Here is a 26,961-nt window from a genome sequence, read left to right as displayed (position 1 = left end):
ATTTATGTAAATCATATAACATTTTATTGTATTTCTTAATCCACTTTAAGAATTAAAAGACTTCATTAATAAATATTACCCAAAAAATCGAAAAACGGACGAAAATTTGTGGATTCCTTGGAAAAGCTTAGGAACCTTCAGAAGAATGGGAAGAAGATCTTAAAACGCGAAAGGAGAAATAAGCATGAAGTGTTTTACCTGCGGCGGAACCATGGAACCCGCACAGACAACTTTTTTTTCACAGTTAAAAAACTGCATTCTCATTGTTAAAAACGTGCCCTGCTCAAAATGCCGCCAGTGCGGCGAGGAATACTTTGATGGCGACACCATTGACCGACTTGAGGATTTAATGCAAACCGCGGAAAATCTGGCAAGCGAACTCTTGATTATCGAATACAACACTACAGCAGCAGCCTAAAAAAGATCGGCGCAAAATTGTGCCGATCTTTTTTAGTTTCATCCTCATGCTTTATTTTTAAGCACCCTGCACAGTGTGGCGCGCAGGATTTTCATATCCACAGGCTTGGCCACGTGGGCGTTCATGCCCGCGTCCAGGGCAGCCTGGATATCCTCGGCGAAGGCGTTGGCGGTCATGGCGACAATGGGGATGGCGCGCGCGTCGGGCCTAGGCAGGCTTCGGATCGCCCTTGTGGCCTCGAAGCCGTTCATCACAGGCATCTGGATATCCATGAGCACCGCGTCGTAGGTGCCTGGCACAGCGCGCTTAAAAGCCTCCACAGTCTCGGCGCCGTTAACCCGGATCTCGGAGACGGCGCCCAGCATTTTCAGCAGCTCACTGAGGATTTCGGAGTTGATGGGATTATCCTCTGCGATGAGGAAGCAGCGCCCTGCGAGCAGCTTTTCATCGGAAAAACCCAGGCATTCCTCCTCAGGCTGCGGGGAAATCTCAGACGCGCTCTGGGCGGCTGTAAATTCCAGCTCCACCCGGAAAATGGTGCCTGCGCGCTCCTGGCTTTCAGCGGTGATCTCGCCCTCCATCAAATCTACCAGACCCTTGGTTATGCTGAGGCCAAGGCCGGTTCCCTCGATACGCGTCACGTTTCGGCCTCTGGTAAAGGGCTCAAATACATGAATGAGGAATTCCTCGGACATGCCCACGCCAGTGTCGCTGACGCTGAACCGGTAGCGGACAGCGGAAGACGCCTTAACCGGGGGTATTTCCTCCACCAACAGCTCGATCCTGCCGCCCTCGGGCGTGAACTTGATGGCGTTGCTCAGGAGGTTGATCAAAATCTGGTTGATGCGCAGCGGGTCGCCGTAAAAATAGGGGTGGCGGAGATTCTTCGAACGGGCGCTGTAGGCGAGGCCACTGTTCGCGGCCTGGGGCGCGATCATGGCGTCCACCTGGCGGAGCAGGTCGGAAACCGCGATGGCGGAGTGGTTCAGGGTAATCTGCGACCGCTCGATCTTGCTCATGTCCAGAATATCGTTGATAAGGCTGAGCAGATGCCTTGAGGCCACGGCGATTTTATCCAGGCAGTCCCTGACCCGGTCGCGGTCGTCCAGATGGGCCGAGGCCAGAGTGGTCATTCCCATAACGGCGTTCATGGGCGTGCGGATATCATGGCTCATGGATGAGAGAAAATCGCTCTTGGCCTGGTTGGCCTTTTCCGCCAGTGACAGCGCCTTTTCCAGCGCTGCCTTTGTGGCGCGCTCGGAGGCCAGCATGTCGGTGACGTCTGCCCGCACCAGGCACACGGTTTTCTGGTTCTGGTCGCCCCACAGCACGTTAATCTGCTTGTACCGCATTTCCCCCTCGCCCAGGCGGTATGGCAGCACGAAATCATAGCCCTCTGGCTTTTTCTCCAGACGGCCGCGCAGGGTGTCCAGGCTAAACTGCTTCCGGGCATTGTCCTGCCCCTCGTCCGAGGCATAAAACTCTGCGAGCCGGCCCGCGGATTTCGTGTAATCCTCGATCACATAGGGCGGCAGGCTCTCAAGCACAATCTGGCGGGTGTACATGGTGGTGCGCCCGGTGTCAATGTCGATAAAGCCGATCATCTCAAAGGTATAGGCGATCACGTTCAGCAGTCCCTGCTGCTCTCTGATGGAATCGGTAATGTCGGTTCTGGCCAGGCAGACACGCCCCAGCCGCATATCGAGCGCGGAGACAGTCATGTTCTTAAAGAGCAGCTCGCCCTTCTCACCCATGACGGAATAGGAAAAAGAGTAGTCTCCCTTTTTCATGAGCTGCTCCGGCAGGGTGCGGACATCTAACAGCTGCTCGACCTGGGCTCTGTCCTTGGGCACCACCCTGGAATCCGCCAGCTCGCTGATCCATTCCGAATAAATGCCCTCCTGCTCGGGTATGTCGCTGTAGGCGTCGTCCTTTGAGATAACCCGGTAGCGGTCCTGAAGAACATCCACCTCGGCCACCAGGTCGTAGCTGGCCACTGCCAGCTTGCCCATCATGCGCTCCGAGATGGTCTGTTTTGTGATGTCGGTCACTGTCAGGATGCCGGTCACGTCGCCAGTATCCGGTGTCTCCACCAGGTTTACCTTAAATTTGACATAGCGCCCATGGGCTTCTGTGGGCAGCTTGATATAGCTTTTCATGACCACTTCGGTTTTACCGGCCTCAAAGGCGGCCAGCGAGGGCGCGTTGAGGTAGTTATCCAAAAAGGCCTGCTGCTCGTCCGGGTCCACCACCAGCCTGGAGACCCCGGTAAAAAAGGATTCCCGGACATTTCCAAAGGTCTCCAGGAGATCGGAGCCGGTGTGGTCCATGATTTCGATGATCTGATTTTTGGTCACATTGCAGTGGCCGATGATCAGGGCGTCTGGATCGGGCCTGCGGTAGTGCTGCATGATGAGATCGTTGTACTTTCTGCGCAGCTGCTCCTGCTCCTCACGCTCTTTTGTAATATCGTGATAGCCCGCGTAGATGCGCTTTTCACCGCTGCTGCCCCTTATGAGCGACAGGGTGTTTTTGATCCATACATAGGAGTCGTCGCCCCTTCTCAGGCGGTAGACCATTTCACAGTAGTTCTCATCGTTTCGGATGTACTCGGCCATGCGCTCACCCACTTTTTTGCGGTCTTCGGGGTGAACGCCGGCCATGACGTCTTCTTTGCAGATCTGCCAGACTCTGTCCAGCTGCATGCCGGACAGCTCGGCAAAACCGTCGGAAATGTACTCGGGCTTCATGCGGCCATCCTCCAGGCAGCGGATAACCGCCACGCCGCCGGGCAGGTTTTTGACCACTGTCTGGAAATATTCCTCCATCCGCTCCTTTTCCTTCTGGGCGCGGACCTCCTCGGTCACATCCTGCACATATTTAATATAGGAGGGGATGCCATTCCAGTTTGTCTCCTTAAACCGTGTGCTGTAGAAGCGCCCCGCCTCTCCCGTGTCCATGCTGTGGCTTTTGCCGTCGGGCGCGTGGGTCTTCAGGGTGCAGAAGGCGCAGGGCGCATCCTTTCCGAACAGCGCCTTATAGCATTTCTGGTCCGCGCAGCTCCGTTCCTCCCTAAAAAGGGCGCCGGACTCGTTCACATAGAGCAGGTCATAGTTTGACTTGTCGATGACATAGACTCCGTCGGCAATCTCGTTGGCAATGCCCTGGAAAAGGCGGGTTTCGTCCGATATGCCGGTGAACACTGCGTAAAACTGGGCATCCTGAGACAAAGGCCCCATGCACTGGCCGTTGAGATGAATCCAGACCAGGCTGCCGTCCTTATGGCGCATGCGGTAGGAGACATCCAGGACGCCGCCGCTTTTAACCGCGGCGCAGGCAGCCGCGTGCACCCGCTCCCGGTCGGCCTCGTAGATAATATCAAAGACATCGGTCCGCACCATCGCCTGGTATTCCTCCCGGGTATGGCCGGAGAGGGCCATGATGCCGTCGGAAAAAAAGGTCGGGATAAAGCGGTCTCCCTCCACCCGGTAGCTGGCCACGCCGCCGGGAATGGCGTTAACAATGTGCTCAAGCTTCTCGTTGGCAGCGGTCAGCTCCTTTTCCAGGCGCACCGACTCGCTGATGTCGCTGTAAACCCCGTATAAAAGCTTGGCGCCGTCCTCCTTTTCCTTGACTGAGCCGTCCAGCCGGATCCATCGGTACTCCCCCTTGCGGTCGTTAAAAACACGGTAGGTGTGGTGCGTGGTGCCGTTATACAAAATGGCTTTCTGGATTTTCTGCCGCAGTTCTTCCGCATCTTCAGGATGCACCCCCAGGAATTCGGTGGACTGCTCCACATCCTTTATATGCGCCTCGGAATAACCCATGATTTCATAAAAGGCCGGATTATGGAACACGGGCAAAATCTGGACGCCGTCAAACTGGTAAACGCACAGGCCGCAGGGAATACTGGTAAAGGTTTCCTCCAGCTCAGCCCTGAGCGATCTTGACCGCGCCTCCTCCCGCTCTCTGTCGGTGATATCCACGATGTACTCAATCTGCGCGGGGCGGTCCGCCCAGTCAATGATCTTCCCGCTGAGCTCATAGACCCGTCCGGTCTGCGGGTGGCTGAACTTTCTGACTAAAAGCGTCTCCCGGCTCATTTTCTCCGCGCTGCAGAAGGGACACGGGCGGTCCTGGCCCGCGGCCTGATAGCAGGTCAGCCCCGGCTTTAACAGCTGCTTTGAAAAACGCGCCTTTGCCAGACGGTTCGCGTAAAGCAGCTCCCAGTTGTCCAGTGCGCTGACATAAATCGCGACCGGTGCATTATCCAGCACCGACGCGGTCTGATCCGCCCCCAGCACGGACAAATATTCTTCCATCATCATAATTCCCTCCTGCCCGGGCTTTGATAAGGCGCCGGGGACTCCCTTCACGAGTCTGCTGTAATGGTTTAATTCTACCACAGAAGGCGCTTAAACGCAATCCACCAGCCCATAAAGCCGGAAGGCATCCTCAAGGTGGCGGGGTGAGGTTTCATGGCTGCCCGGCGCCCCGGCAGTGACGGCAATATACTCCCGCCCGCCCCTTTGAGCCAGGGAGGCCAGGCACAGGCCAGCCTCCTCGGTATAGCCGGTTTTGCCGCCAAGGAGGGTCACACCGTTCGGGCAAGGCGTATCCATGAGGGCGTTCAGGGTACTGCTGAGGCCCAGGCCGCCGGGGTGCCTGTTGGTGGGCGCTGTCTGGTAATAAAGGGTGGTGAACAGCACCCGGAAATCCGGGTCCTCAAGCCCTGCCCTCAGCAGGCGCGCCATGTCGGAGACGGTGGTGTAATGCCCGGGATCGTGCAGGCCGGTGGCGTTTTTGAAATGCGTGTGGGCCATGCCCAGCTCTGCTGCCCTGCGGTTCATGAGCGCCGCGAAATCCGCCTCTGACCCCGCGGTGGCGCAGGCCAGCCCCAGGGCCGCGTCCGCCCCGGAAGGCAGCATGCAGCCGTAGAGCAGGTCTCTCAGGGTAATCCGCTCACCGGGTAAAAACCCGGCCATGGAGGCTCCGGAGCCGCTCAGGCGGTCAAAAACAGCTTCGGACAGGGTGACCGTGTGATCCAGATCCTCGAACTGATCCAGGATCACCAGCGTGGTCATGAGCTTGGTCAGCGAGGCGGGGTAGATTTTTTCGCCGCTGTTCTTCTCATAAAGGGTCTCGCCGTCGTCCAGGCGTATGAGTACAGCGCTCTCGCTGTAAAGGCTCACGCCGCCCATGGCGCTCACCAGGTGCGCAGACCCCGCGGGGCTTATGAGCTTAAAGGCAAAAATAAAGGCATAAAGGCCGAACCCCGCCATGGCCGCAAGCAGAGCCACCCGCCCGCCGGACTTTCGCTTTCTTTTGTACCGGTTGCTTTTTCTTCGGTTGTCATACATAAAAAACAGCTCCTTTCTCATGGCTTTATTAAACCACAGAAAGAAACCGCGTTTTTTAACCTTTGTTTAGGTTCCCATTAAGATTTTCTTAACCCCGCAGGGGCAGGGTCACGGTGAAGGTGGTGAGGCCGGAGGCACTCTCTGCCTTGATGCCGCCGCCGTGGGCCAGGACAATCTCCTTTGCGATGGCAAGCCCGAGGCCAGCGCCGCCCGAGGCGGTGGAACGGGCCGCGTCGAGCCGGTAGAACTTCTCAAAAATGCTCTCGAGCTTGTGGGGCGGAATGGTTCGTCCCCTGTTTTTAAAGGTGACAACTGCAGCCTCCCCAGCCCTTTTCGCCTCGATCTCGATGACTGTGTCCGGATCGCTGTAGGCCACAGCGTTTTTTAAGATATTGTTAAACACCCGGGCCAGCTTGTCCGCGTCGCCCTCCAGGTCGATGCCGCCGTCTGTCTTAAGCTCGGCCTGTTTGTTCTGAGCCGCGAAAATGGGGTAAAACTCGTCCACCAGCTGCATGAGCATGTAGGAGAGGTGGACCTGCTCCTTTTCCAGCACCACCGTCTGCAGGTTAAAGCGGGTGATATCAAAGAACTCATTGATGAGCTGCTCCAGGCGGCAGGCCTTGTCCAGGGTGATCTTCGTGTATTTTGCCCGCTGCTCAAGGGGCATGTCGGGCGCCTCCTCCAGAATGTTCAGGTAGCCGATGACCGAAGTCAGCGGCGTTTTAATGTCGTGGGCCAGGTACACCACCAGGTCATTTTTTCGCTGCTCGGCCTCGCGCGCGTCCCGGGCGCGCTTTTCCAGGGACTGGCGCACCTGGTTCATCTTCTTCTCCATAAAATCCAGCTCCGGGGGCAGCTCGATGTCCCCTGCCTTCTCGTCGGCCAGCGCGTCGACCCCCTGGCTGATTTCCTCAAAATACCGGGTGAAGCGCGTCATGCCCCAGTAAAAAATGGCGCAGAGCAAAAGCACATAGCCCGCGGCCATCCACAGCGTTTTATTGCTCTGGAAAATCTCCCGGTAGAGTGCCTCGGCCCGCTCCCCACTGGTGAAATGGGCGAAAACATAAACCACGTAGTCAGCAAAGCTGTCCTGGAGAACCCCGTCCACAAACAGGGTCATGAGCACCCAGCCCGCAGCCAGGGCGGCCAAAGCGGCCAGCAGCACCTGGATCAGGATTTTGCGCTTCAGCCTTTTAAACGGATTATCCAATTTTATACCCCACGCCCCACACGGTCTTTATATACCGCGGGTTTTCCGCCGAATCCTGCATTTTCTCCCGGAGATGGCGGATGTGAACCATGACGGTATTGTTGCCCGTAAAATATTTCTCGCCCCAGACCTCTTTAAACAGCTCCTCGGAGCTGATGACCCGCCCCCTGTTTTTGCACAGGGTCCACAGGATGGAAAACTCGATGGGCGTGAGCTCCACGGGCTTTTCGTCCAGGGTGCACACATGGGTCTCCCGGTTGAGAAACAGCCCCCGGTAGGCGGCGGTGGCCTCGGCCTCCTGCTGGCCGCCGTTGTAGCGCAGGGAGCGCCGCAGCTGGGCCTTGACCCGAGCCACCAGCTCCAGCGGCCGGAAGGGCTTGGTCACATAGTCGTCCGCGCCGATGGCAAGGCCAGTGATCTTGTCGATCTCCTCCTCCTTGGCGGTGAGCATGATAATGGGAAAGGTGTACTTCTCCCGGAGCCTGCGGCACAGGGTAAAGCCGTCGAGCCCGGGCATCATCACATCCAGCACCGCTAACTCCGGCGGAGCCTCGAGGGCGGAGTCCAGGGCTTCTTTTGGGCTGTAAAACCGGCGCACCGCAAAACCCTCATTGCCCAGATAAAGGGCCACCAGATCCGCGATTTCCGGTTCATCGTCTACTACTAATATTTCGGTCTGCATTTCTCTTTTCCTTTTTAAGTGTGATGGTTTCTCTTTTTATTGTACCTGAACTTTGCCTGAATGTCCTTGTCTTTTTCTTAGAGACCTCTTAAGATTTTCTTAAATTAGAAACAGCCCCATCACCAGCCAGGCCAGCTGCCACACCACCACCGCCACCGCAAAAAAGGCCAGCAAAACATAAAAGGCCCTCATAGCCTTCGATTCTGTGCGTTTGACCGAGCCGGCCAGAAAAAACAGCCAGAGGCTGTAGGTTAAAATGGTCAGCACACCGCCGCCGCAAAAAGCAGGGATCAAAAACAGGGTGTTCACAATTTTCATGCCATTTTCTGAAAAAAGCATTGCCTTTAGGTTTTTCGACATTGTCTGCTCCCCTCCGCGTAAATCCAGCCCGCTAATCTTCTGGCAGATAACCGCCATCTTTTTTACTCCCTTTGACCCTGCTTTGTCCTGGCCGCTGCTCTTTTATTTTATGGGCGGTGATGACCGTATAGCTGTGGGCGTTGACGGTGATCTCACAGCCCCCCACGCGGACATACCAGTTTTTGCCCCTTCTTTCCATTACGGCGTCCCGGTCCAGTATCCTCGCCCTGCACCACTGCACAGCGTCCACATCCCCGATGGACAGGTTCCTTTTTATGCGCGCCGCGCCCATTTCGGTGGTGTGCAGCCTGTCAATATTGGCCACTAAATCATTCATTGTCTGCCCAGCTCCTTTACCATGATGTACTCCTCGCTGTTTTCGTCTGCTACCTCAAAGCCAAGGCGCCGGTACAGCCTGACCGCGCCGTTAAGCTTCTGGACCGACAGAGAGACCTGCCCCCAGCCCTTTTCCGCGAGCCTGGTAAACATTGCCCGCATCAGCTCTGTGCCGATTCCAAGGCCCCTGTATGCTTTAAAAAGGGCGATGGCAAGGGACGGCGTCCGGGCATCGATATGCCCGTAGTCCTCCATAATCCGCGCCCAGACCGCCCCGATGACTTTTCCATCTACCTCGGCCACCAGGCCAAGATCTGCCGCCTGTCTGCCAAAATCACGCACGTAGACCTGCAGCTCTGGCGTGTCCACTACCGCTCTCGGCGGGGCTTCGGCCCCCTGCGGTATAAAGACCGCCTCGTATAAAAAATCCTTTAGCATTGGGATTTCCGTCTCCCGGATTTCCCGTATCATTATATTCATTGTGTGGCCGCTCCTTACTCAACATTTTACCACAATCCGCCCACCCCGTCTATTTTCCCGGGCGGATTCTGGCCTAAAGCCAAAAGAGCACGGCACAAAATTGTGCCGTGCTCTCAGTACGATGCCCCTTTATTGGCCAAAAGTCCGCTTTGGCGGATTGACCGCAGATCAGGCCCCTGTTTGATTTACTCGGTTTTCGTGACGGAAAAGCCCGCTTGAAATAGCTTTCTCTGTATAAATAATCTCATAATCCGTCATACGCCATATTTTTCATGCATCTGAACGCGGACACGCTCTTTTCCAAAATAACACGCAAGCGCCCGCCCCACAAAGGCCGAAGTCCCGGGGCCTTTCTGTGCGTCGATGGCTTTGATGACCGCGTCGTTGTGGAGGTACCAGTCGATCATCATATCCCAGTAGTGCTCGCCCTTGTCAATGTTCAGGTTCATTTCCTCCCCCAGGGCGATGAGCTCGCCTACAATGGCCTGCACCTCTGGCGACGCCGGGTCCTTTTCCCTGCTGCTGTACAGCGCCTCCATGAGGGCCGCGTTTTTTTCGATGGCGCCGTTTTGCTTCATGGCCTCTATTTTTTCCATATTCTCGGAAAAATGAGCGATGCTGTCCTTCATGGCCGCAGTGTATTTTGCGACGCTGCCGTACTGCTTTATTGCGAGCTCCGCGATGTGGGTCTCGTCCTCCTTCACCTTTTTCATAAACTGCTCAAAGGCCTCCACACTGCCCCAGTGGCGGACGATGTCCGCGGTGTTCTCTTTTTTAAATTCCTCCAGGATCCGCAGGTATTCGCTCAGGTCAAAGGCTTCAAAGCTCACGCAGGATTCGCCCTTTTCCAGCTTATCCAGAAGGTCGAGGAGCTTGTTGAGCCGGTCTCGCCGGGCCCGCAGCAGCTCCCGCTGCTTTTTAAAGGCCCTTGTCTTATCAAAGCCAGGGTCAGCCATGATTTCCCGGATATCCTTTAACGGAAAATCCAGCTCCTTAAAAAACAGAATCTGCTGAAGGGTTCTCAGGGCCTCATCGTCATAGAGCCGGTACCCCGCCTCTGTGACCTCGGTGGGCTTAAACACGCCAATCTCATCATAATACTGCAGCGTCCTCACGCTCACGCCAGTCAGCGCTGCTACTTGCTTTACGGTTCTCACTAAAATCAACTCCTGTCTCATTAATGGTTTAACCTTATCTTACACTATCACGCAGCGTGAGGGTCAACGTTTTTTTATTTCTCTTGCAGAATCTCTCTGATATTTATTTTCCGCCTGTCAAAAACGCGGCACAGAAGCATTGCCGCCAAACACATGGGAACCGCCAGGTAAATGACGGATTCCACCACACGGATCTTTGGAAAAACAGCCCACGCCACCATCAGGACCACTCCGGCAAAAACAGTAACGCTGCAGGAGCTTTTCCGGATAAGTCCCGGACAGTACAGTATGGCAAGGATCAGCAGCGCATAGGGACTGTAGAGTGTCATCAGCTGCATTAAAAATCCCAGAATGCTCTCCACCTTCAGTGCCACCAGCAGACCCAGGCCCGCAGTAAGGACCAATATAATTTTTGAAAAAATAACCTGCCGTTTCTCAGACATATCCCGCACCAGATACGCAGCCGCTACATCCTTCGTGACGATGGTCGAGATGCCCAGAAGCAGCCCAATGGCAGTTGAGACATCCGCCGCCCAGAGACCAGACAGGATAACGCCGCCTAAGACAGGCGGAAAGGCCATCGCCAGGGTTGGCAGCGCCAGAGCCGCGTTTTCTAATCCCGGAAACTGGCTGGCGGTCATCACGCCGATAAGAGCGGCCAGAACGCCTGTGGGCCCCATCAACAGGGCCGCTGCCAGAAACCCTTTTCTGGCCTGCCGCTCATCTTTTGCCGCGGCCGACGCCTGAAAAAGCATCTGGTTTGGCGGCGCGGTCATGACCATTGTGATTATCCATCCGGCAATCACTGCCGGTCCCACACCCGAAAAGCAATCAAACCAGTGCGCTCCAGAGGGCAGGGCCAGGCGGATGGCCGTCCATCCGCCAAAATGATTTATTGAGAACAAAGCGCTGGTAATTAACCCGGCATAAATGACCACCACATTAATGCAATTGGTAATACTCGCGCCCAGATACCCGCCAAAACAGGATGTCAAAATATACACAAGCGTCGAAACCACCATGCCGCCAGCCATATTGAACACCTCTGGCATCAGGGCCGACAAAATCGCGCCGCCAGCCACGATTTGAGTGGCATTGATCCCAAACATCAGCAACACCTGCATTAAAATCGCGATCATACCATCTGTTTTTCCAAAAACTTTTTTGATCAGCCCGGATACTGTTATCATGTTATACCTGCGCACTTTGTTCGAAATCAGCAACCCGAAAACAACCGCTGCGCACGACCACGCAAGCGTATACCAGCCAGCCGATAAGCCCGCAGTGTACGCCTGCTCCGCTACGCCAACAGTGCTGGCCCCGCCAACGGCCAGCCCAGTCACCATGACGGCAACCAGATACCACGGCAGCCTCTGGCCGGCCAGCAGGTAACCGGCAGAGTCCTTATTGGCCATTCGCCTGTTTGAAAAAACAGCAATGCCAATAATCAGTGCCATATACGCACCCACTACAATCAGCGCAATATTCATAAAATTCTCCTTTGCTAAATTCTAATCCCTCCGCCCGTAATCTGGCTTCACGCTCAATCGCCGCCAGCCGCGATCTCCTCATTGATTTCATGGTCCCCAGCCGCCTTGTTTTCAGGCTTCTTTCCCCATTTCTTTACCGCGAAGGAGGTGAGTATGGGCGCTACAATGGTGGTGATAATGGTGGCAGCCGCCAGCGCGGAGGTAGCGGACGCCACCTGCCCGGCCAAATTCGGCGATACCTCTGCCACCAACGCCGGGACGGCCGCATTCGCGCCTGCGCAGGTACAGCATGCCACTGCCGCATAGCCGGGACGGCGCAGGATAAACCGGTCAATCGGGAGCAAAAACAACAGCGTCAGCACGATGATAATGACTGCCAGCGCCACCCCCAGAACGCCGCCCTGCACCAGGCTCATCAGGTTAATTGACGCCCCCAAGTTAAACCCGATCAACGGCAGGACGATCAGAGCGCCGCTTTTTAAAAAGGAACGGATATCCTCGTCCAGATTGCCAAGAATAAAACCGATAAGTATCGGCGCGATGGAAGCCAGCAAAGCAACCCAGTCAAAGCTGGAAATCCCTGCGGCTCCGATTCCAAGCAGCGTAAGGAACGGACCCACGCTGATGCTCAGAATCGCCTGGGCACCCACATCGTATTTGTCGCCCATATCCGTCATCAGTCCGAGATACAGCCCTGCGTTTACGCTGGTAACGCCTGCCAGGAGCATCAGAGGGGTGATACCCAGAATCCCGTCAATCCCAAAAAACTTTGTCACGAGAATAGCTGGAACCAGCCCCGCCAAAAATTTGCCAAAAAACAGGAATCCCCCGCGCTTCAGCGTTTCAACCGTCCCCTTAATATCGATCTGCGACCCTACGCAAATACAGGCGACACCGATTAATGTGGCGGTTCCCTTTGAAAAAGTAGCAGTAGATATACCACCAATCGCCAGAACCTGCGGAAAAAATGTATTCAGCAGCGCTGCCAAAACCAAAGGCACAACCATCAGCCCTCCCGGCACTTTCTGGACTGTCTTTAAAATTTTCATCTTCCTCTCCCCCCTGCGCTCAACCGATAAAAAGCCGGATGAGCATCTTTACAATCCTGTCGACCGCTTCGTCTGTCTCAGCGCCGTATTTCTCAACGGCAATTTTTCTCAGCATCTCTAAATTATCCATTTTTTCTCCCTATTCATATTTTCCATATTCATGCACAAACGCATTGACCGCCGCGTAATTCTCTATTTTTCCGTCGGTTGGGCTCAGCATGATTTTATCCGTTGTAAACAGATAACCGCCGTCTGCCCCCACATCATCGATCAGGCTTTTGGCGCAGTCGATACACTGCTGTTTTGTCCCGCTCTGCAAAAGGGCGGTGGGCATTCCTCCGGCAAAGGCCATATGCCCGCCAAGCTTTTCCTTTACCACCCTCAGCTCGTCGTCCTCAAACAAACCGACCGTCTTATTTTTCGGAAATTCTTTAAAGAAATCAAACAAATGCTCATATTTGCGCTCAAAGTAAAACATGGGCGTAAATCCGTTTTCAATCAGATAGTCAACCTGCTTTTTATACGATGGCCAGTAAACTTTCTCAAAATCCTTTGGTCTCAAAAACTGGGGAAGATGCATGGGGATAAAAGTGACCTGCCCTCTCTGAGGCTTTAATCCGCGCACATTGTCCAGCGTAAAGTCAAGCAGCGCCAGCCCGGCATCTCTGAGCTGCTCCGGCCTCCTGCGGATATCCTTCGAAATTGGCACAAAGTCCCTGAGATAATCCAAAATAATGTCGATCGGGTTAAAAAAAGAGGTCAGGCGCATATTTTTAATGCCAAACTCACTGCCCGCAATTTGATCCTCCTCCAAACTGCGCGCGTTTGACTGTTTGAGATCCTCGATAACCACCGCCATATCTTTGTATTTTTCGCCGTCAGTTCTACGCATCAGGCCATAGCGCCGCGGGAACACCTGATTTAAGACAAATTTGTAAGGATCCTCGATCAGCAGTTCATATTCATCCTCAGACATAATCTCGACAGAGCCTGGTTTCGTCTGCTGCATTCCATCCTTATCGTAGGTATAGGTTCCCCCGTCCAGAATATCAAGGGTTCTGGCCGAAAAGGTTTTACCGTTTCGCGATAAAACCACACCGTCGAGATAGACCTTTTCATAGAAATTCCGCATCACTTCCTTATTGATTTCCGGATGATCAAAGCTGTCCTTTGGCTTTTTCCCCATCTGGTAATAAGTCCATGTGGTTGCAAGACTGACGACCGGTATGCGGCTTCCCTTCTCATTATGCAGTGTCTGCTCGATTAATGTCTCTCTTTCTGATAACAGTGATTCTGTATTGTTCATAATTCCTCCTCATTTTTACAGTTTTCATGCGCATTTAAACCATATCATTTAAATTAATTCATAAATGAATCATATTTTACAAACATTATATTTCCTTTCACGCGCGATGTCAACAATTTTTATTATTTTTTTAATTTTTCACTAATTATTATTTTTTATATTTTATTATAATTAGTGTTTTTTTAAAATAAATACTGACTTATCCGCGAATAGAGTGTATAATAAAAACCGTAAACTAAAATCGTGACTAAAAGTATAATCTAAAAATGATGATGGTGAAAAAATGTCCAGAAATAACAAAGGCTATGAAACCAAGCACCGCATTATCGTTGCCGCAAAGGAGCTCTTTTATGAGCAGGGCTTGGAAAACACAAAAATTAAGGATATCTGCAGGCTTGCAGATATCCGGACCGGAAACTTTAAATACTATTTTAACCAGAAATATGATATTGCGAATGAAATTTTCAGCGAGCTGCTGATGGAGGCCTATGTGTACACGGCCCAATATACTAAAGATCGGTCTCTAAACAGCCTGGAAGCGAATTTCCGGGCAACGATGGTCTATTACCGCGTTATTTTTTCAGACCCCAAAAATATCCTTTATTATTACGAAACCATCAACAATGAGTCCATCTATAAATATATGAACCTGAGCGTCCGGAGGATTTACCAGCAATTTATCAAGGAATTCAGTCTGGATATCTCCGGGGAGGAGCTTGTCTTCATCGCGCGGGCCGACCTGGGCATCCGGCGTGAATTCGCCATTGATTACATTGACGAGAAGCCAGACTACGATATTTTATACCTTGTGACTAAAATATTAACGCTGCTCTGCCGGCTTTTTAAAATTGACGCCGCACTGGCTGACCAGTACATTGAGGAGAGCCTGGCCTTTGTAGAAGAACATGATTTTTCACACCTGAGGCTTTTAAAGTAGCTCTGCTTTGATGGCCCGCTTTAAACGTAAAAGCCCCCGGATTCGCGCACCGGGGGCTTTTAATATGACGATCACGCAGCGTGAGGGTCAACGGGTTTAAAAAAAATTTTTATTCTTTCCACAGCCCGGTCTGCTTAATCCAGGCCACAAAGGCCTGCAGCTGCTCCGGTGTATGAAAGTAATGCTCACCCTCTGGCACGATCTCCAGGCCGCAGGAAAAACGGCGGGCAAAGGCTTCGACGGTGCTGCGCTCACAGGTGTCGTCCTTTTCGCCGTACAGGATCTCGGTCGGCACTGTCCATTGGCTGACAGGGTGCTCCAGCACATAGGCATAGTCGTCCCAGTACAGGGTCTGGCCGATGGGGGTGGCGACAGCCTGCTCCCGCTGGAGCTGTTCCCCGGTAACGCCGAAGCTGTCCATCATGTTCTCGATGGTGCCCCGCATGTCCACAAGCGGCGACAGGAACCACGCCCTGTCCAGGGCCTCGCCGGAATAGGCCGTAAGGCTGAGATACGCGCCCAGGCTGACGGCAAACAGGCTGACGGACTGCCAGTGCTTTCTTGCCCAGTCCATGATCGTGGCCAGATCCGCCAGGCACGCCTGTACGGTACAGGGAGTGTCCTCGCCTTTCCGGTCCCCGTGTCCGGGAAGGTCAAAGCTGATCGTCTGATAGCCGACGTTTATCATATTGGCGTGTTCGGCCATGATGCGGATGGGGTCGTCACCCTTGCTGGACTGGCTGCCGTGGACAGCGATGATGACCTTGTCCGCCGGCCAGCCCCAGAGCAGGGCAGGGATGTTTTCAATTTCCATGTATTCTAAACGTATGGTTAACGCTCCTCTCTGTTTTCGGTCTCCTGCCTGTCTGGCAGGGCCCTTAGGTCTGCCCGCTCATAGCGGTTGTGACCGGGCAGGCCTTTCTTATACTTCCAGCACGCAATGGCCTCCTTTAGGGTTTTGCCCGCGTTGTCTGCGAAGAAATCCCGGATATAGGTATTGTACTCAAACTGCCGGTCAATGGTGGTTTTTCCCTTTTTCTTCTCGGCCTGAAGCTTCTCGTAGGCGGCGACGGCCTCCCGGTAGGTTTTGCCGGTATTGGCTTTCAGCCACTTCTGGAAAGCCACGTTAAAGGTAAAGCTTTTGCCGAGCTTCTCCTTAAAAAATGCCCGGTGCTTCTCGGAGCAGACAAAATCCGGCTCGATGGCCATGTCCTCTGTGATCACGCCCACCCGGGCCTTGCCCGGCCGGCTTTTGGCAGATGGGGCCAGCGCCCTGCCGGTGTCCAGAAAATGGGCGATGCGCTCGGTCAGCTCAAGCTTTCCGCCGGAAACGGGCAGGCCGTTCTGCCTGCAAAAGGCCACGAGCTCCTCCTTCAGGTAGTAATAGCTTCGGAACGCCGCGCTGTCCAGGCTTTTATCCAGATTTGGACGCTCACTCATACTGCGCCTCCAGCTCTTCCCAGACTTCCTCAAAGGCCTTTACCCGGGGCTGGTTGCTCTGGTGGGCGCCGATGTGCTTTTCCATCCACAGCATATTGTACCAACGGCCAAATTTGTAGCCGCACTGGCGAAATTCGCCCACAGGCCGGTAGCCCAGACGGGTGTGGAAGGCCACGCTGTCCCGGCTCAGGTAGGGGTCATCCCCCTGGGGCACAGCAATGCAGGCGTTAAGGTTGAGGATATTCTGGGCGGCCAGGCAGGCTTCAAGGGCTTCGTAGAGCCCCCGGCCAACGCCGGCTCCACGGGCCTCCTGCCCGACGTACACGGTGGTCTCCACCGCCCAGTCGTAGGCGGCCCGCTCCTTAAACGCCGCGGCGTAGGCGTATCCCAGGAGCCTGCCGTCCTGCACGGCGGCCAGATAGGGGTACTTCCCGCGGATAGCTGCCACACGTCCCGCGAAGTCCTGCACCGAGGGCGTCTCGTACTCGAAGCTGACGGCCGTCTCCTCCACATAGGGCCTGTAAATATCCAAAAGCGCCGCCGCGTCCTGTACGGTAGCGGGGCGTATGCTTATCTTATTTTTATTCATGCGCTCCTCCTTCTCCTCACATTCTAACACACCCCTGACCTGCCGTCCATCGGCTGATATGCCTGAAAATAGATAAAACACTTTCACCGATGGCTCAAGCGATTAAAAACGCGGCCATAGGCCGCGGCCAATCAAATCTGCCTGTGGCGGATTTGCACCTGAACTTTCCACTATCCACTTTCAACTTTCAACTGAGCAGTCCTCTTTTTAACGCGTTACCGCTTCGTGTTAAAGTTTGCCTACACTCTGACGTCAAGGCCCATCCGGTTTTTATTTCAGCCGGATCAGATTTCCACATGGATATAGCCGCTGCCATAGTAGGGCAGCACGTTCATGCCCAGGGCCTTTGCCATCTGTGCCAGGTCGCCCACTGCCACGCCGGGGCAGTACAGGTCCGCCGCGTCGCCCCGCTTGTGGAAGGACCAGGACACGCCGCCCACCTCGGCGTTGCGGGCCTCGCACCGCACACCGGAGGTGATGATGACTGGCGCCCCGCAGGCACAGCGCAGCGCCTCAATTTTATCGAGGAGCACGGGGTTCATCTCGCAGGGCCAGCCGTCGCAGCTACCCGCGCAGTCGCAGCGGTACTCGTCCCGGGCGAAATGGGCAGTGGCCATGACCGGGTCCTCCGCCGGGGGCGGCGTCTCCGGTTCCTCTGCCGGAGCGGCCTCCTCTCCCCTGTCAGGCAGCTCTCCGCCGCCGGGCGGCGGCTCCTCTGGCTCCGACGGTCCCGCCTGGCCCCTGTCTGCCCCCCAGTCCGCCACTTTCTTAAAATGACCCAGCTGCGAGGTGAAGAACCCAGCCGAGACAGCGATGATCAGAACCAGCATGAACAGGACAAGGTATTTTTTGATTTTCATAGAAACCTCCTTTTTGATTACAATTGAGAATTGATAATGAAGGTGGAAAGTGGAAGGTGGAAGGTTATGGAACGTTTTTGCTGTCGCAAAAACGACTGAAGCAGCGGCCCCAGGCCGCATCCAATCAAAGCTGCCACAGGCAGATTTGCACCTGAACTTTCAACTATCCACTTTCCACTTTCAACTAAACAATCCTCTTTTTAACCCTCTATCTCTTCGTGTTAAAATTTATCTACACTCTAAAAGGGAGCTCTCGCTCCCTTTCACCTTAAACTTCCAGTTCTTCCTTCCGCACGGTTTTGTCGATGAATTCGTAGCCCTTGAGCTTCTGATAGGCGAATCCGTCGGGCTTAAAGATGTTCTGGGCGATGACGATATCGGCCGCGGCCACGATCTGCTCTTTTGTGACGTCGGGCAGATAGTCGGGCAGGCTGATGGTGTCGGTGTCGCCGTTGGCCATCATAAACTCCAGATCCAGTGTTTTGGTGCTCACAGTTTCCATGGGGGTTCCTCCTTTCTTTTATGGGGTTGATCGCAATGCACTGCCTCAGGCAGTTTCCACATTATCGTAATACATGACATTCGTGATGTCCTGGACAATGGGCTCCATGAGGGTGCCGAGGGCCTTGGCGGTCTTGATGACTGCTTCGCTGGTGGCCACAGTCTCGTCAAGGTCGAGGCCGCCGATGGTCTTCAGCTTTTTCTTGATCTTCCCGTCGATTTCGCCGTAGTTCAGGTTCATCTTGAGCTCGTGTTTGATTTTGATGCGTTCATAGGTCATGGGGTGTACCTCCTTTCGTTTTCTTGGTTTAAGTTTACCATCACAGCGCGTCCCGGTATATGGCCAGAATAAAGTGTCCTCTCTGGCCCAATTGGTCAGCGGGGGGCTCTCCCAGAAGGGCGGTCAGCTGCTCCCTTGTGTAGGCACTCACAGCCTGGCCCCGCTCGGCCCGGAACACGGTCTTGTGGCTGAGGCCGGCCGCGTCGGCCAGGGCCTGCTGGGTGAGCCCTCTTTCCCGGCGTCGCTCCCGCAGCCAGCGGCCAAAGGCGTCGTCCATCATGTCTCGGCCACCCACTGCTGCCGCAGCACCAGGCCGGGCTGGTTATCCTCGGCGTCGTCCAGGACTTCGGCGAAGCGGGCCTCGGCCTCCTCCAGGGTGCGGGCTCTCAGGTTCAGGCGCAGGGCGCCCTCGGCCAGGCATTCGTAGACGGTGTAGCTCCCATCCTCGTAAAAACGCTCGCCGTAAAGGTCGGTGTAGCGGTCTTTTAATATTCCCATGTCTGTTCCTCCTCTGCCTTTTGATCCCTTAAGGCCATGCCTGCCCAGAAGCGCTCAACCGGGTCGGGATATTCGACCTCGAGGCGCTGTTTTTCTTCGGCGGTGAGCTGGGGCGGAATGTTAAAGCCGTTGGGGTTGCTGCCCCCATACCCTGGTAATGCTTTTATATTTATATTTTTATGATTTATCTCTAAATCAGAAGAAAAGCGGTTTTGTTCCGGGGAATGCTCCGGGCGTGTTCTGGCCGGGTTTTCTCGGCTTTCCGCGCTGGCTTTCCAGACGAGGACGCCCCCGGAAGGGGCGGCGGCGCACAGGCGGGCCTGCCTGAGCCCTGTGTCGAAGGGCACCAGGGCGTATCTGGCAGGGTGGCCGCCGGAAGCCTTCTGGTATTCCAGCCGGGAATGGCGGATGAGCTCCTGTCTCAGTTCCCAGAGGCGTTTCGAGGACATTCCATCCATAAAAGCGCGGAGGCTGCTGTTGTCCACCTCAAACCACACCGGCCAGCACCAGCTGCCATCCTCGTCCTGGACGGCGGCGGCGTTGTTTTTTATAAAAAGGTACACCCAGAGGCCCAAAAGCGCTAAGGTTTTGCGGGGCCGGGCCCTGAGCCAGGTCATAAAGTTTAAAAACTCAGTCACAAAGTTCATGGCGGTCACGCTCCAGGATGGGGTAAATGCTGTTTTGGGCCAGCAGGTCGTGGATAAAACGCTTGCCCTTCTGGGTCCACTGCAGGCTCTCCACGACCTTGACGCTGCCGTCTTTTTTGGGGATGGTGTCGGTGTTGGTGGCGGCGTAGCCCGCGTCCTGCCAGGCCTCGTACAAATACCAGCGCCTGCCCTTTTTATACTGGACGCCCAGGCTGTGGAGCAGGCGGTTCATGAACTCGGCGGTCATGCCGTAATCCTTGGCGATGCCGGTGATGGGGATGAGGGCCTGGCTGTCGAGCACGCACCTGGCGTAGCCGGCCTCTGTCTGCAGCCCGGCGATCACCCGCTCGGCCTCCAGCACCGCGGCGGCCAGCAGGGCCTTATCCTGGGGCATGGAAAGCGCCTGCCTGCGGAGCTGTTCCTCCATCGCGTTAAAGGCCTGGATGTACCGGAGTTTCCAGGAAAGGGCCTGGGCGCCGGTAAAGCCCATGACCAGCAGGGCGAAGCCGTCCCGGGTGATGAGGTATTCCTTCTGTGTTCTTCCGTACTGGTCAACATAAGTGGAACTCATAAAAAGATCGGCGCAATTTTGTGCCGATGTCTCCCGCCTCAGCAGGGTAATACTTCTCAGCACGCTTTTGTGCGCGCGCTCAAAGTCGTGGGCCACCTGCCGGCTGGATACCACCGGCTGGTTTTGGCACAGGGTGACCTCAATCTTTCTGTCTGTTTCAGAATTTTCTGCACAATGAACAAGGCCGCGGGATGGCTCCGGACCTTTATTTTTGGTTTTCATCATTGTACCTCCTCAATGTTTAGAAATTTCATCTTTTTGAGATGATACCGTGAGTTTACCCTATTCCTATGTCAAACACATCCTATGCCCAGTGCAGACCTCCGCCCCGGCCCGCGGCCCTCTCCACCGCCTGGGCGAACCAGTCCTCACCGCCGCCGGTTATATTTTTAAGACGTTCCAGAGGGCCTGCCGTCTCGTCCGGCAAATCGTTAACGTTTTCACAAAGGAGCGGAAAAAGCCCGCTGGCGATCAGGCAGGCGGCCATCTGCCGCACCCATTTTAAGATGCGGTGAAGGGTGTTTGGGGGGCAGGGCACATCGTCCCGGCCCTCAGCGACGGCCTGATGAACCTCGGCGCTGTAAAGGCGGTGGGGCAGCACGCCCCTGGGCAGGTTGCGGCGGGGATGGGTGTGCAGGTAGCAGTCCGCCGCGGTGCACACCAGGCGGCGCACCCGGATGCGGCCGCGGCAGCCGCTCATGGTGATGATGGTGCGCCACACGAAATCCCTTATTTTCATGGGGTGCCCGCACTCTCCGCAGGTGGGGATGGCCTGGTAGAGTACCCTCAGGCGTTCGCCCGCTTTCCGGCCGTCTTCGCCTGTTATATCCTCGATCACAATAATCTGCGCTTTGGTTATCAGCATTTTTCTCCTCCTGTGCCTGGCCGCCGGGCCATAAAAAAAAACCGGCACACTGCGCCGATTAAGCGTCAGTGTGCCGGTTGATTGGTATGTGTCCCGGAAACCATGGTTCTGTTTTAATTGTCTCTTATTTTCGCTCTTGTCTGATGGACGTGGGTTTCTCTGCCAAAGCCTCATTGTCCATACGCGAACATACTGTAAGTATATCAAAAAAATGAAAATTCAGCAATGGTTTCTCCTGTAAGCCATTTAAAATATTGGTTTTTGCGGTGGCCTGTGTTATGCCATCCCTCTATTTGCTTCCATTCACAGCCTCCATCTGCAGCGCGTCGAAGGCGGCGCACTGGCTCTCGGCACTGGCGCCTGTGAGCATGGGGTCCACGATGCCGGCCAGGCTGGACCACTGCTCAAAGACCAGGTTATAATCCTGAATGAGCATGATCCGGTCTGCTTCGATGTTATCGTAAACCTGGGCCATGCGGTCGTCCTTTTTCATTGATTTCTCGCTGGACCGGTAGGCTGGCAAAAGGCCAAACGTTCCTGACAGGGTCTCTAAAGTTTCCCCGCTGCCCAGGCAGCTCAGGAAATCCTTGCAGGCCTCCACGTTCCCGCCGTCTGCCATGACTACAAAACGGCGGTCGCAGGCCATGGGGGACACCATGCCGTGGGTGCCGGGCACGCCGATAAAGGCCACCTCAAAGGACAGCTCCTCCGGATTAAGCAAATTGCTCGCGTGCATCTCAAAGACGCCCTCCCCCTTTTCCATGTGCTCTTTGATATCCTTGGGCTTGCGAAGGGCCGAGGCGGGGCCGTCGATATAGCCCTGATTAATGAGATACTCAACCCGCTCGAAGCCGGTTCTGGCGTATTTTGAAATCTTTTCCTCACCGGTATTGAGCCTGGCGATGATGGCGTCGGTGTCGCCGTCCATATAAATATCGCCCATGACTGCCACCACAAAAAGCTTGGTGAGGTCTGCTGTGCCCGCAATGGGCTGGTAGCCTTTTTCCTTGAGCACAGCGCAGCAGTGGACAAATTCCTCCCAGTTTCCCGGGAGTTCCAGGCCGCATTCCTTCATGACGTCCATGTTTACCCAGGTGCCAAAGCTGACCATGGACAAAGGCACGGACAGCACCTTCCCGTCCACGGTGGAATCCTGCCGGGCCAGGGGGGTGAGGTCTCTGGCCGCTTCGCTGTCGGTTAAATCGGCGATCTTTCCCGCGCCGCCGTACCTGAAAATATTGACCACGTCCATGGTGGTCATGTCGTTAATCTGGCCGGAGGCGATGCGCTCGTCAATGACCTGGGACAGGTTTTTGCTGCCCTCCCCGGTGTTGTAGCCCTCAAACACCACACGCACATCGGGCCGTCTGTCCTCAAAAACCGCGATGGCGCTGTTGAGGGCGTTGTAGGCGGTAGTGTTGTTGGCGGTGGTTAACAGAGATATTTCGGTCTTTTTTTCCTCTGCGCCGGCGTTGCTTACCACACGGGCGTCTTTTCCGGCGCAGGCGCTCAGGCTCAGGCACAGGGCCAGCGCCAGTGACAGCAGGGTTAATCTTTTCTTTTTCATCTTTTCCTCTTCCTAATTTTTTTCCGGCCTTTTTTCCAGCTGCCGCACCAGGCAGGCGTACATGGCGTCCAGCTCGATGGGCTTGCTGAGATGGGCGTTCATGCCCGCGCGGCGGCAGCGGCTCACGTCCTCGGAGAAGGCGTTGGCGGTCATGGCCACAATGGGCACAGCTCTGGCGTCGTCCCGGCTCAGGCCGCGGATGATACGGGTGGCCTCGCAGCCATCCATGCCAGGCATCTGCAAATCCATGAGAATCAGGTCATAATGGCCCGGGGAGCTCTCCTTAAACTTTGCGACCGCATCCCTTCCGTCCACGGCGGTTTCCACTGCCATGTCCTGCATTTGCAGCAGCTCTACAGCAATCTCACGGTTGAGGGCGTTATCCTCAACCACCAGCACACGTCTGCCCTTCAGGCTCTCGGTGGAGAACTGCTCGTCCGCGCCGGGCTGTTTGGCTCCGGACTGGCGGGACTGCTCATCGATCTCAAAGGTGAGCTCGACCCGGGTGGTGGTGCCCTGCCCTTTTTCGCTCTCAATATCCAGGGTGCCGCCCTTGAGGGATACCAGATTTTTGACAATGGACAGGCCGAGGCCGCTGCCCAGCTCGCTCTTGTGGAAGATGTTCGTCTCCTGCTCAAAGGGTTTCCCGATTTTTTCAATAAATTCCGCGCTCATGCCCACGCCGTTATCCCGCACGGTAAACACATAGGTGCTGTAGGCGCGCCGGGTGCTGGGCCTTTCCTCCAGTGTCAGGGCAATCTCCCCGCCCTCCTGGGTGTATTTGACTGAATTGCTGAGCAGGTTGATGAGGATCTGCTGCAGGCGCATGTCGTCGCCGATGAGCTGCTTGTGGGCCACTCTCTCGGCGTCAAGGGTAAGGCGCTGGCCCTTGGCTTGGGCCTGGGGCTTTATAATACTCATGACGTCTGCCATACAGTCGGTCAGATTAAAGGGGTCGTTGCGCAGGGACAGCTTGCCGCTCTCGATCTTGGACAAATCCAGAATATCATTCACCAGCTCCAGCAGATGCCGGGAGCTGACCTCGATCTTGCCCAGGCAGTCACTGATTTTCTCCGGCTCGTCCAGATGGCGTACGGCGATCTCACGCATACCGATGATGGCGTTGATGGGGGTGCGGATATCGTGGCTCATGCGGGACAGGAAATCGGATTTGGCCTGATTGGCCTGGTTGGCGTTTTCCAGAGCAGTCCGCAGCGACATCTGTATTTTCATGTCCTCGGTGATGTCCTCCATCATGAGCATGTAGCAGGCCCTGCCCTCGATGTTCAACGGCTTGACCGTCAGGCGGATATTGCGCCGCTCGTGCCGGACGGGGTGGTCGTAGACAAGGGGAATGACCTCCTCGGCGTCGATCTCGCCCCGCAGCATGCGGCCGTAAAGCCCGGGGACGAGGCTGTTTAAGAGCATCCCCAGCGCGCTGCTGTCCGCCATCAGGCTGTCTCCGTCAACGCCCAGAATCCGCACGATGTTGTGAAACACGATGTCGCAGGTCTGACGCTCTCTGTTAAACACGCACAGAATGGTGTCGCTTGCGTCGCCCACAGTGTCGTAGACTGCGTTCTGCAGCTCAGCTTCCTGCAGCTGCTCCTGCTTTCTGCGGGCGCCGCACCGGCTCTCGTAAACCACATAGGCCAAAACCAGGAGCATGACCACGCCCATGCCGGCCATAACGCCGAACAGTATCTTCAAAATCAGGCTGGCCTCCTGTAAAACCGCAGATTCCGGCACAATGCCGCAGATATACCAGCTCTCCTGGTTGGACATGGGCAGCAGGGTAATGTAGACCCGCTCGCCGTCCAGCTGGCCCTGCAGCACAAGCCTTTCCCTCCCGGCGATGGCGGGATAAACCGACGTGTCCATGAGGGTTTTGTCAAAGCCCAGCTCGGTAAACACCATGTCGATCTCGCTCATATAGTTCATGATCAGGTTGGGCGTGGTGGGCATGAGCACCATTTTTTTAGTGTTGACGTCAAAAAGGTAGGCCATGCCCTGGCCGCCGTAGTAGGTCATGGCATTATCGGCCCCGTATTTGTTCAGGGGCACGCGCACGTACACCGCACCCGCCTCGGCGCCATCCCTCACAATGGGCGCGCGGTAGTCGGTCTCCCAGACGCCCGCGCCGCCGTGAAAGGCGTTGCTGAAGCCCGTAAAAGCGCCGCCCTCCAGAACCTCCTGGTCTGGCAGGCGAAAGACCTCGCCGGTGCTGCTGTAGCCTTCCTGATTCTGGTCCAGCACCGCCACCTCCAGGAAACCATAATTTTCTTTAAAGGCGGCCATGTCCCTCTGAAGCTCGGCGGGAGGCGCGTTTACATCCAGAGTGTCGGCAAAATACGCGATGGCTTCGCTGTCGTCCTTCATGGTATAGGACAAATTATCCCGGAGCTGTTCCAGCAGATACTGGCTCGTCGATACTGCGCTGTCCTCCATTTTCCGGACAACCATCTGAATACTGATGACAATGATCACCCCAAAAACGACCACGATCAAAAAATAAAGCCATTTCAAATAGGATCGGCTTCTCTCTTTATCTAATTTCTTTATCAATTATTATCCTCATTTCTCACACGGCCCTTTAATTCCCGCTTTTCTGAGGGATTAATGGTTTACAAATCAGATCGTCGTATGGTGATATTGTCTGTTATCTTATTATATAACATTTTATCTACTTTTACCACATCAAAACAGGGAATTGGGGATTTTTGCGCACAAAAAGATCGGCACAGATCTGCGCCGATCTCAGAGGGTCGACAAACTTTAACAGCAAGAAACAGAGCGTTAAAAAGCAAGCTTTTTAAGTTGAAAGTGGATAGTGGACAGTGGGCAGCTCAGAAATCAGGGAATCGGGATGTTGATATCACCGTTCACGTCCGGGTTGCGCTCCACGCCCAACTTCGGGTTACGCGTATCCACTGTAAGGCTGACCTTGTAGTGCAGAAATCCGCAGTCCCGCCTTGTGCCGTACTCCACCTTCCCGCCGCCTGCCACGATCTGCTTTGCTTCTTCGGGGAGATCACCCAGGGTTATCCTGCCCCAGGCGTAATAGTAGTAGTTGTCGCCGTCGCTGTAATCTGATTTTGAATCCTCCGTGGACGATAACGGGTGAGGGTACACGTTGATTCTGAAGCTCGCGAGCACCTCGTCCGGCTGGATTTCGGTCCACTTTTCATCATTGTTCACATCGGCGTCGTTGGGCGCCTTGCCGGGCGCCAGCGGGTAATCTGTACTGTTCCATTTGGACACGCTGTACGGGAGCAGCCCAGGGAGTTTCTCTTCCTCAGGAGCACCCTCTTCCCTCCCCTTCAGGGTGAAAGCCTTAGTATCCGAATCACCTCCGTTGTCGCCGTACACGCTGACGTCCACCTTGTAACCGGGCTGCAGCACCTCATTGGAGCCTGTCGATTCCGGCAGCTTCAGCGTGACGTTAAAACCCGCTTTCCGGGCATTATCGTCGTGGATATAGAGGGCGCCGTAGTTTCCCATGCGAATGTTTTCGGGAACGATGAGGGTATAGGTGGGGGCGTTTTGATAGGTGGCTGTCACGGCGCTCTGCTCAGTCGACGGTTGAATTGTGACGCTGGGCAGCGGATCTGTGGAGGCGTCGTCTGCGCCGGACTCGGCGTGAGCCGGGTATGCGGTGGTCAGCAGGCACAGGGCCAGCAGTGCGGAAATGATTTTCTTTTTCATGGATTTACCTCCTGTTTAGCAACTGGCTCCGGTGGTACCAGTCTGGTCGTAAAGATCAGCGACCCCGAATATTCGAGGTTCAGCTGGGTTTCGCTCTGGGGCGGCGTGAGCCTGAGGGTGGCGAGGGCCGCGTCCTCCGGCCCTGTTTGGGCAAGGGTGGCGAGCGCGCCGTTCAGCCCAACCTCGCGGCCCGCGGCGTCGGTCACCTTAAAAGGAATGGTGTCGCCCTTGGCGTTTGACAGGGCAAAACTGCCTTCCTTAACCTGGCCGCTGTCTGCGTTCACCTGAATTTTCCAGCCGCTCTCAAAGTATCCGGCTGTCATCTGACCGATATACAGGTCCTTCTTGGTCAGATTCTTTTCATAGGTACTGTTTTTATTCCAGTACAGCGCGCCGAACTCCAGCTTCGCAGGAACGACCAGGGTATAGTCGGGGCCCTGGAACGTGGCGTTTATCCCGCTCTGCCCGTTCCCCACGCCATTTTCGCACTCGATGGCTGTCCCCGGTGTCGGGCGCAGCGTCGGGCCTGGCAGGGGCTCCGCCAGGACAGGCCGGGCGGCGAGGAGCAGGCCCAGGGCCAGCGCCAGAGCGGTCATTTTCTTTTTCATAATTGTGCCTCCTTTGGCATGGGCTCAGCCCCCGGGGTGTCTTTG

28 protein-coding genes are annotated in these 26,961 nt (G+C 55.2%); 2 read left to right on the top strand and 26 right to left on the bottom strand.

Going from position 1 to position 26,961, the window contains the following annotated elements; genetic code table 11:
- The first annotated feature begins 184 nt into the window (after nucleotides 1-184).
- On the top strand, nucleotides 185-418 hold the full coding sequence (locus tag CPZ25_RS00845; RefSeq protein WP_058695061.1) for a type II toxin-antitoxin system MqsA family antitoxin: 234 nt from the start codon (nucleotides 185-187) through the stop codon (nucleotides 416-418).
- A 44-nt stretch (nucleotides 419-462) separates the two neighbouring features.
- On the opposite strand, the gene CPZ25_RS00840 is transcribed toward CPZ25_RS00845, so the two are convergent.
- From CPZ25_RS00840 to CPZ25_RS00790, 11 genes are all read right to left on the bottom strand, one after another.
- Nucleotides 463-4,746: a hybrid sensor histidine kinase/response regulator gene (locus CPZ25_RS00840; RefSeq protein ID WP_096919374.1), complete on the bottom strand. Its 4,284-nt coding sequence runs from the start codon at nucleotides 4,744-4,746 to the stop codon at nucleotides 463-465.
- Between the two features lie 87 nt (nucleotides 4,747-4,833).
- A complete protein-coding gene (locus CPZ25_RS00835; RefSeq protein ID WP_096919373.1) occupies nucleotides 4,834-5,778 on the bottom strand; it encodes a D-alanyl-D-alanine carboxypeptidase family protein in 945 nt (314 codons plus the stop codon).
- 88 nt (nucleotides 5,779-5,866) lie between these two features.
- Nucleotides 5,867-6,988: a sensor histidine kinase gene (locus tag CPZ25_RS00830; RefSeq protein WP_096919372.1), complete on the bottom strand. Its 1,122-nt coding sequence runs from the start codon at nucleotides 6,986-6,988 to the stop codon at nucleotides 5,867-5,869.
- Complete coding sequence (gene vanR, locus CPZ25_RS00825; protein WP_074616174.1) at nucleotides 6,981-7,670, bottom strand: VanR-ABDEGLN family response regulator transcription factor; 690 nt, start codon at nucleotides 7,668-7,670, stop codon at nucleotides 6,981-6,983. Before vanR ends, CPZ25_RS00830 begins: the two co-directional genes overlap by 8 nt.
- A gap of 99 nt (nucleotides 7,671-7,769) precedes the next feature.
- Entirely contained in the window at nucleotides 7,770-8,030 is a 261-nt protein-coding gene (locus CPZ25_RS00820; RefSeq protein ID WP_133067071.1) for a hypothetical protein, read from the bottom strand.
- A 31-nt stretch (nucleotides 8,031-8,061) separates the two neighbouring features.
- Nucleotides 8,062-8,367 (bottom strand): DUF3781 domain-containing protein, encoded by a 306-nt coding sequence (locus CPZ25_RS00815; protein WP_074616175.1) that lies wholly within the window; start codon nucleotides 8,365-8,367, stop codon nucleotides 8,062-8,064.
- Nucleotides 8,364-8,846, bottom strand: a complete 483-nt coding sequence (locus CPZ25_RS00810; RefSeq protein ID WP_096919370.1) for a GNAT family N-acetyltransferase — start codon at nucleotides 8,844-8,846, stop codon at nucleotides 8,364-8,366. The genes CPZ25_RS00815 and CPZ25_RS00810 overlap by 4 nt, the downstream gene beginning before the upstream one ends.
- 254 nt (nucleotides 8,847-9,100) lie before the next feature.
- Nucleotides 9,101-10,003: a MerR family transcriptional regulator gene (locus tag CPZ25_RS00805; RefSeq protein WP_096919369.1), complete on the bottom strand. Its 903-nt coding sequence runs from the start codon at nucleotides 10,001-10,003 to the stop codon at nucleotides 9,101-9,103.
- A gap of 74 nt (nucleotides 10,004-10,077) precedes the next feature.
- On the bottom strand, nucleotides 10,078-11,493 hold the full coding sequence (locus tag CPZ25_RS00800; protein WP_074616180.1) for a sodium:solute symporter family protein: 1,416 nt from the start codon (nucleotides 11,491-11,493) through the stop codon (nucleotides 10,078-10,080).
- A gap of 53 nt (nucleotides 11,494-11,546) precedes the next feature.
- Nucleotides 11,547-12,542, bottom strand: a complete 996-nt coding sequence (locus tag CPZ25_RS00795; protein ID WP_074616181.1) for a 2-keto-3-deoxygluconate permease — start codon at nucleotides 12,540-12,542, stop codon at nucleotides 11,547-11,549.
- A 139-nt stretch (nucleotides 12,543-12,681) separates the two neighbouring features.
- A complete protein-coding gene (locus CPZ25_RS00790; protein ID WP_096919368.1) occupies nucleotides 12,682-13,848 on the bottom strand; it encodes a uroporphyrinogen decarboxylase family protein in 1,167 nt (388 codons plus the stop codon).
- Nucleotides 13,849-14,131: 283 nt separating this feature from the next.
- Here CPZ25_RS00790 and CPZ25_RS00785 point away from each other — a divergent pair, with 283 nt between their 5' ends.
- Nucleotides 14,132-14,785, top strand: coding sequence for a TetR/AcrR family transcriptional regulator (locus CPZ25_RS00785; protein WP_074616183.1), 654 nt, complete (start codon nucleotides 14,132-14,134; stop codon nucleotides 14,783-14,785).
- 109 nt (nucleotides 14,786-14,894) lie between these two features.
- Here the strand turns inward: CPZ25_RS00785 and CPZ25_RS00780 are convergent, their stop codons facing one another.
- The 15 genes from CPZ25_RS00780 to CPZ25_RS00710 all read right to left on the bottom strand — a co-directional run bounded on the left by CPZ25_RS00780 (nucleotide 14,895) and on the right by CPZ25_RS00710 (nucleotide 26,916).
- Nucleotides 14,895-15,599 (bottom strand): alpha/beta hydrolase, encoded by a 705-nt coding sequence (locus CPZ25_RS00780; protein ID WP_096919367.1) that lies wholly within the window; start codon nucleotides 15,597-15,599, stop codon nucleotides 14,895-14,897.
- Nucleotides 15,600-15,616: 17 nt separating this feature from the next.
- Nucleotides 15,617-16,225, bottom strand: a complete 609-nt coding sequence (locus CPZ25_RS00775; protein WP_096919366.1) for a DUF6434 domain-containing protein — start codon at nucleotides 16,223-16,225, stop codon at nucleotides 15,617-15,619.
- On the bottom strand, nucleotides 16,218-16,814 hold the full coding sequence (locus CPZ25_RS00770) for a GNAT family N-acetyltransferase (protein ID WP_096919365.1): 597 nt from the start codon (nucleotides 16,812-16,814) through the stop codon (nucleotides 16,218-16,220). Before CPZ25_RS00770 ends, CPZ25_RS00775 begins: the two co-directional genes overlap by 8 nt.
- Nucleotides 16,815-17,098: 284 nt before the next feature.
- Nucleotides 17,099-17,674 carry a YcbK family protein gene (locus tag CPZ25_RS00765; RefSeq protein WP_096919364.1) on the bottom strand — a complete coding sequence of 192 codons (576 nt, stop codon included), beginning with the start codon at nucleotides 17,672-17,674 and terminating at the stop codon, nucleotides 17,099-17,101.
- 268 nt (nucleotides 17,675-17,942) lie between these two features.
- Entirely contained in the window at nucleotides 17,943-18,176 is a 234-nt protein-coding gene (locus tag CPZ25_RS00760; protein WP_096919363.1) for a DUF2922 domain-containing protein, read from the bottom strand.
- Between the two features lie 45 nt (nucleotides 18,177-18,221).
- A complete protein-coding gene (locus tag CPZ25_RS00755) occupies nucleotides 18,222-18,455 on the bottom strand; it encodes a DUF1659 domain-containing protein (RefSeq protein WP_074616189.1) in 234 nt (77 codons plus the stop codon).
- Nucleotides 18,456-18,495: 40 nt separating this feature from the next.
- Complete coding sequence (locus CPZ25_RS00750) at nucleotides 18,496-18,750, bottom strand: helix-turn-helix domain-containing protein (protein ID WP_133067070.1); 255 nt, start codon at nucleotides 18,748-18,750, stop codon at nucleotides 18,496-18,498.
- Nucleotides 18,732-18,953, bottom strand: a complete 222-nt coding sequence (locus tag CPZ25_RS00745; RefSeq protein WP_096919362.1) for a hypothetical protein — start codon at nucleotides 18,951-18,953, stop codon at nucleotides 18,732-18,734. The genes CPZ25_RS00750 and CPZ25_RS00745 overlap by 19 nt, the downstream gene beginning before the upstream one ends.
- Nucleotides 18,941-19,600, bottom strand: a complete 660-nt coding sequence (locus tag CPZ25_RS00740; RefSeq protein WP_096919361.1) for a hypothetical protein — start codon at nucleotides 19,598-19,600, stop codon at nucleotides 18,941-18,943. The genes CPZ25_RS00745 and CPZ25_RS00740 overlap by 13 nt, the downstream gene beginning before the upstream one ends.
- The gene (locus tag CPZ25_RS00735) at nucleotides 19,584-20,396 is read right to left on the bottom strand and encodes a Rha family transcriptional regulator (protein ID WP_096919360.1); all 813 of its coding nucleotides are present in this window, start codon (nucleotides 20,394-20,396) and stop codon (nucleotides 19,584-19,586) included. The genes CPZ25_RS00740 and CPZ25_RS00735 overlap by 17 nt, the downstream gene beginning before the upstream one ends.
- A 79-nt stretch (nucleotides 20,397-20,475) precedes the next feature.
- The gene (locus CPZ25_RS00730; protein WP_096919359.1) at nucleotides 20,476-21,036 is read right to left on the bottom strand and encodes a DUF6431 domain-containing protein; all 561 of its coding nucleotides are present in this window, start codon (nucleotides 21,034-21,036) and stop codon (nucleotides 20,476-20,478) included.
- A gap of 289 nt (nucleotides 21,037-21,325) precedes the next feature.
- Nucleotides 21,326-22,603 carry an ABC transporter substrate-binding protein gene (locus tag CPZ25_RS00725; RefSeq protein WP_096919358.1) on the bottom strand — a complete coding sequence of 426 codons (1,278 nt, stop codon included), beginning with the start codon at nucleotides 22,601-22,603 and terminating at the stop codon, nucleotides 21,326-21,328.
- A gap of 12 nt (nucleotides 22,604-22,615) precedes the next feature.
- On the bottom strand, nucleotides 22,616-25,168 hold the full coding sequence (locus CPZ25_RS00720; RefSeq protein ID WP_096919357.1) for a hybrid sensor histidine kinase/response regulator: 2,553 nt from the start codon (nucleotides 25,166-25,168) through the stop codon (nucleotides 22,616-22,618).
- Nucleotides 25,169-25,456: 288 nt separating this feature from the next.
- Entirely contained in the window at nucleotides 25,457-26,164 is a 708-nt protein-coding gene (locus CPZ25_RS00715) for a hypothetical protein (RefSeq protein WP_133067069.1), read from the bottom strand.
- A gap of 140 nt (nucleotides 26,165-26,304) precedes the next feature.
- Nucleotides 26,305-26,916 carry a hypothetical protein gene (locus CPZ25_RS00710; protein ID WP_096919355.1) on the bottom strand — a complete coding sequence of 204 codons (612 nt, stop codon included), beginning with the start codon at nucleotides 26,914-26,916 and terminating at the stop codon, nucleotides 26,305-26,307.
- Between the last annotated feature and the right edge of the window lie 45 nt (nucleotides 26,917-26,961).

This window comes from Eubacterium maltosivorans (assembly GCF_002441855.2).
Taxonomy (GTDB): Bacteria; Bacillota; Clostridia; order Eubacteriales; family Eubacteriaceae; genus Eubacterium; species Eubacterium maltosivorans.
Note: the sequence above shows the minus strand (reverse complement) of the source record. Positions and strands in the feature narration are given on the sequence as shown.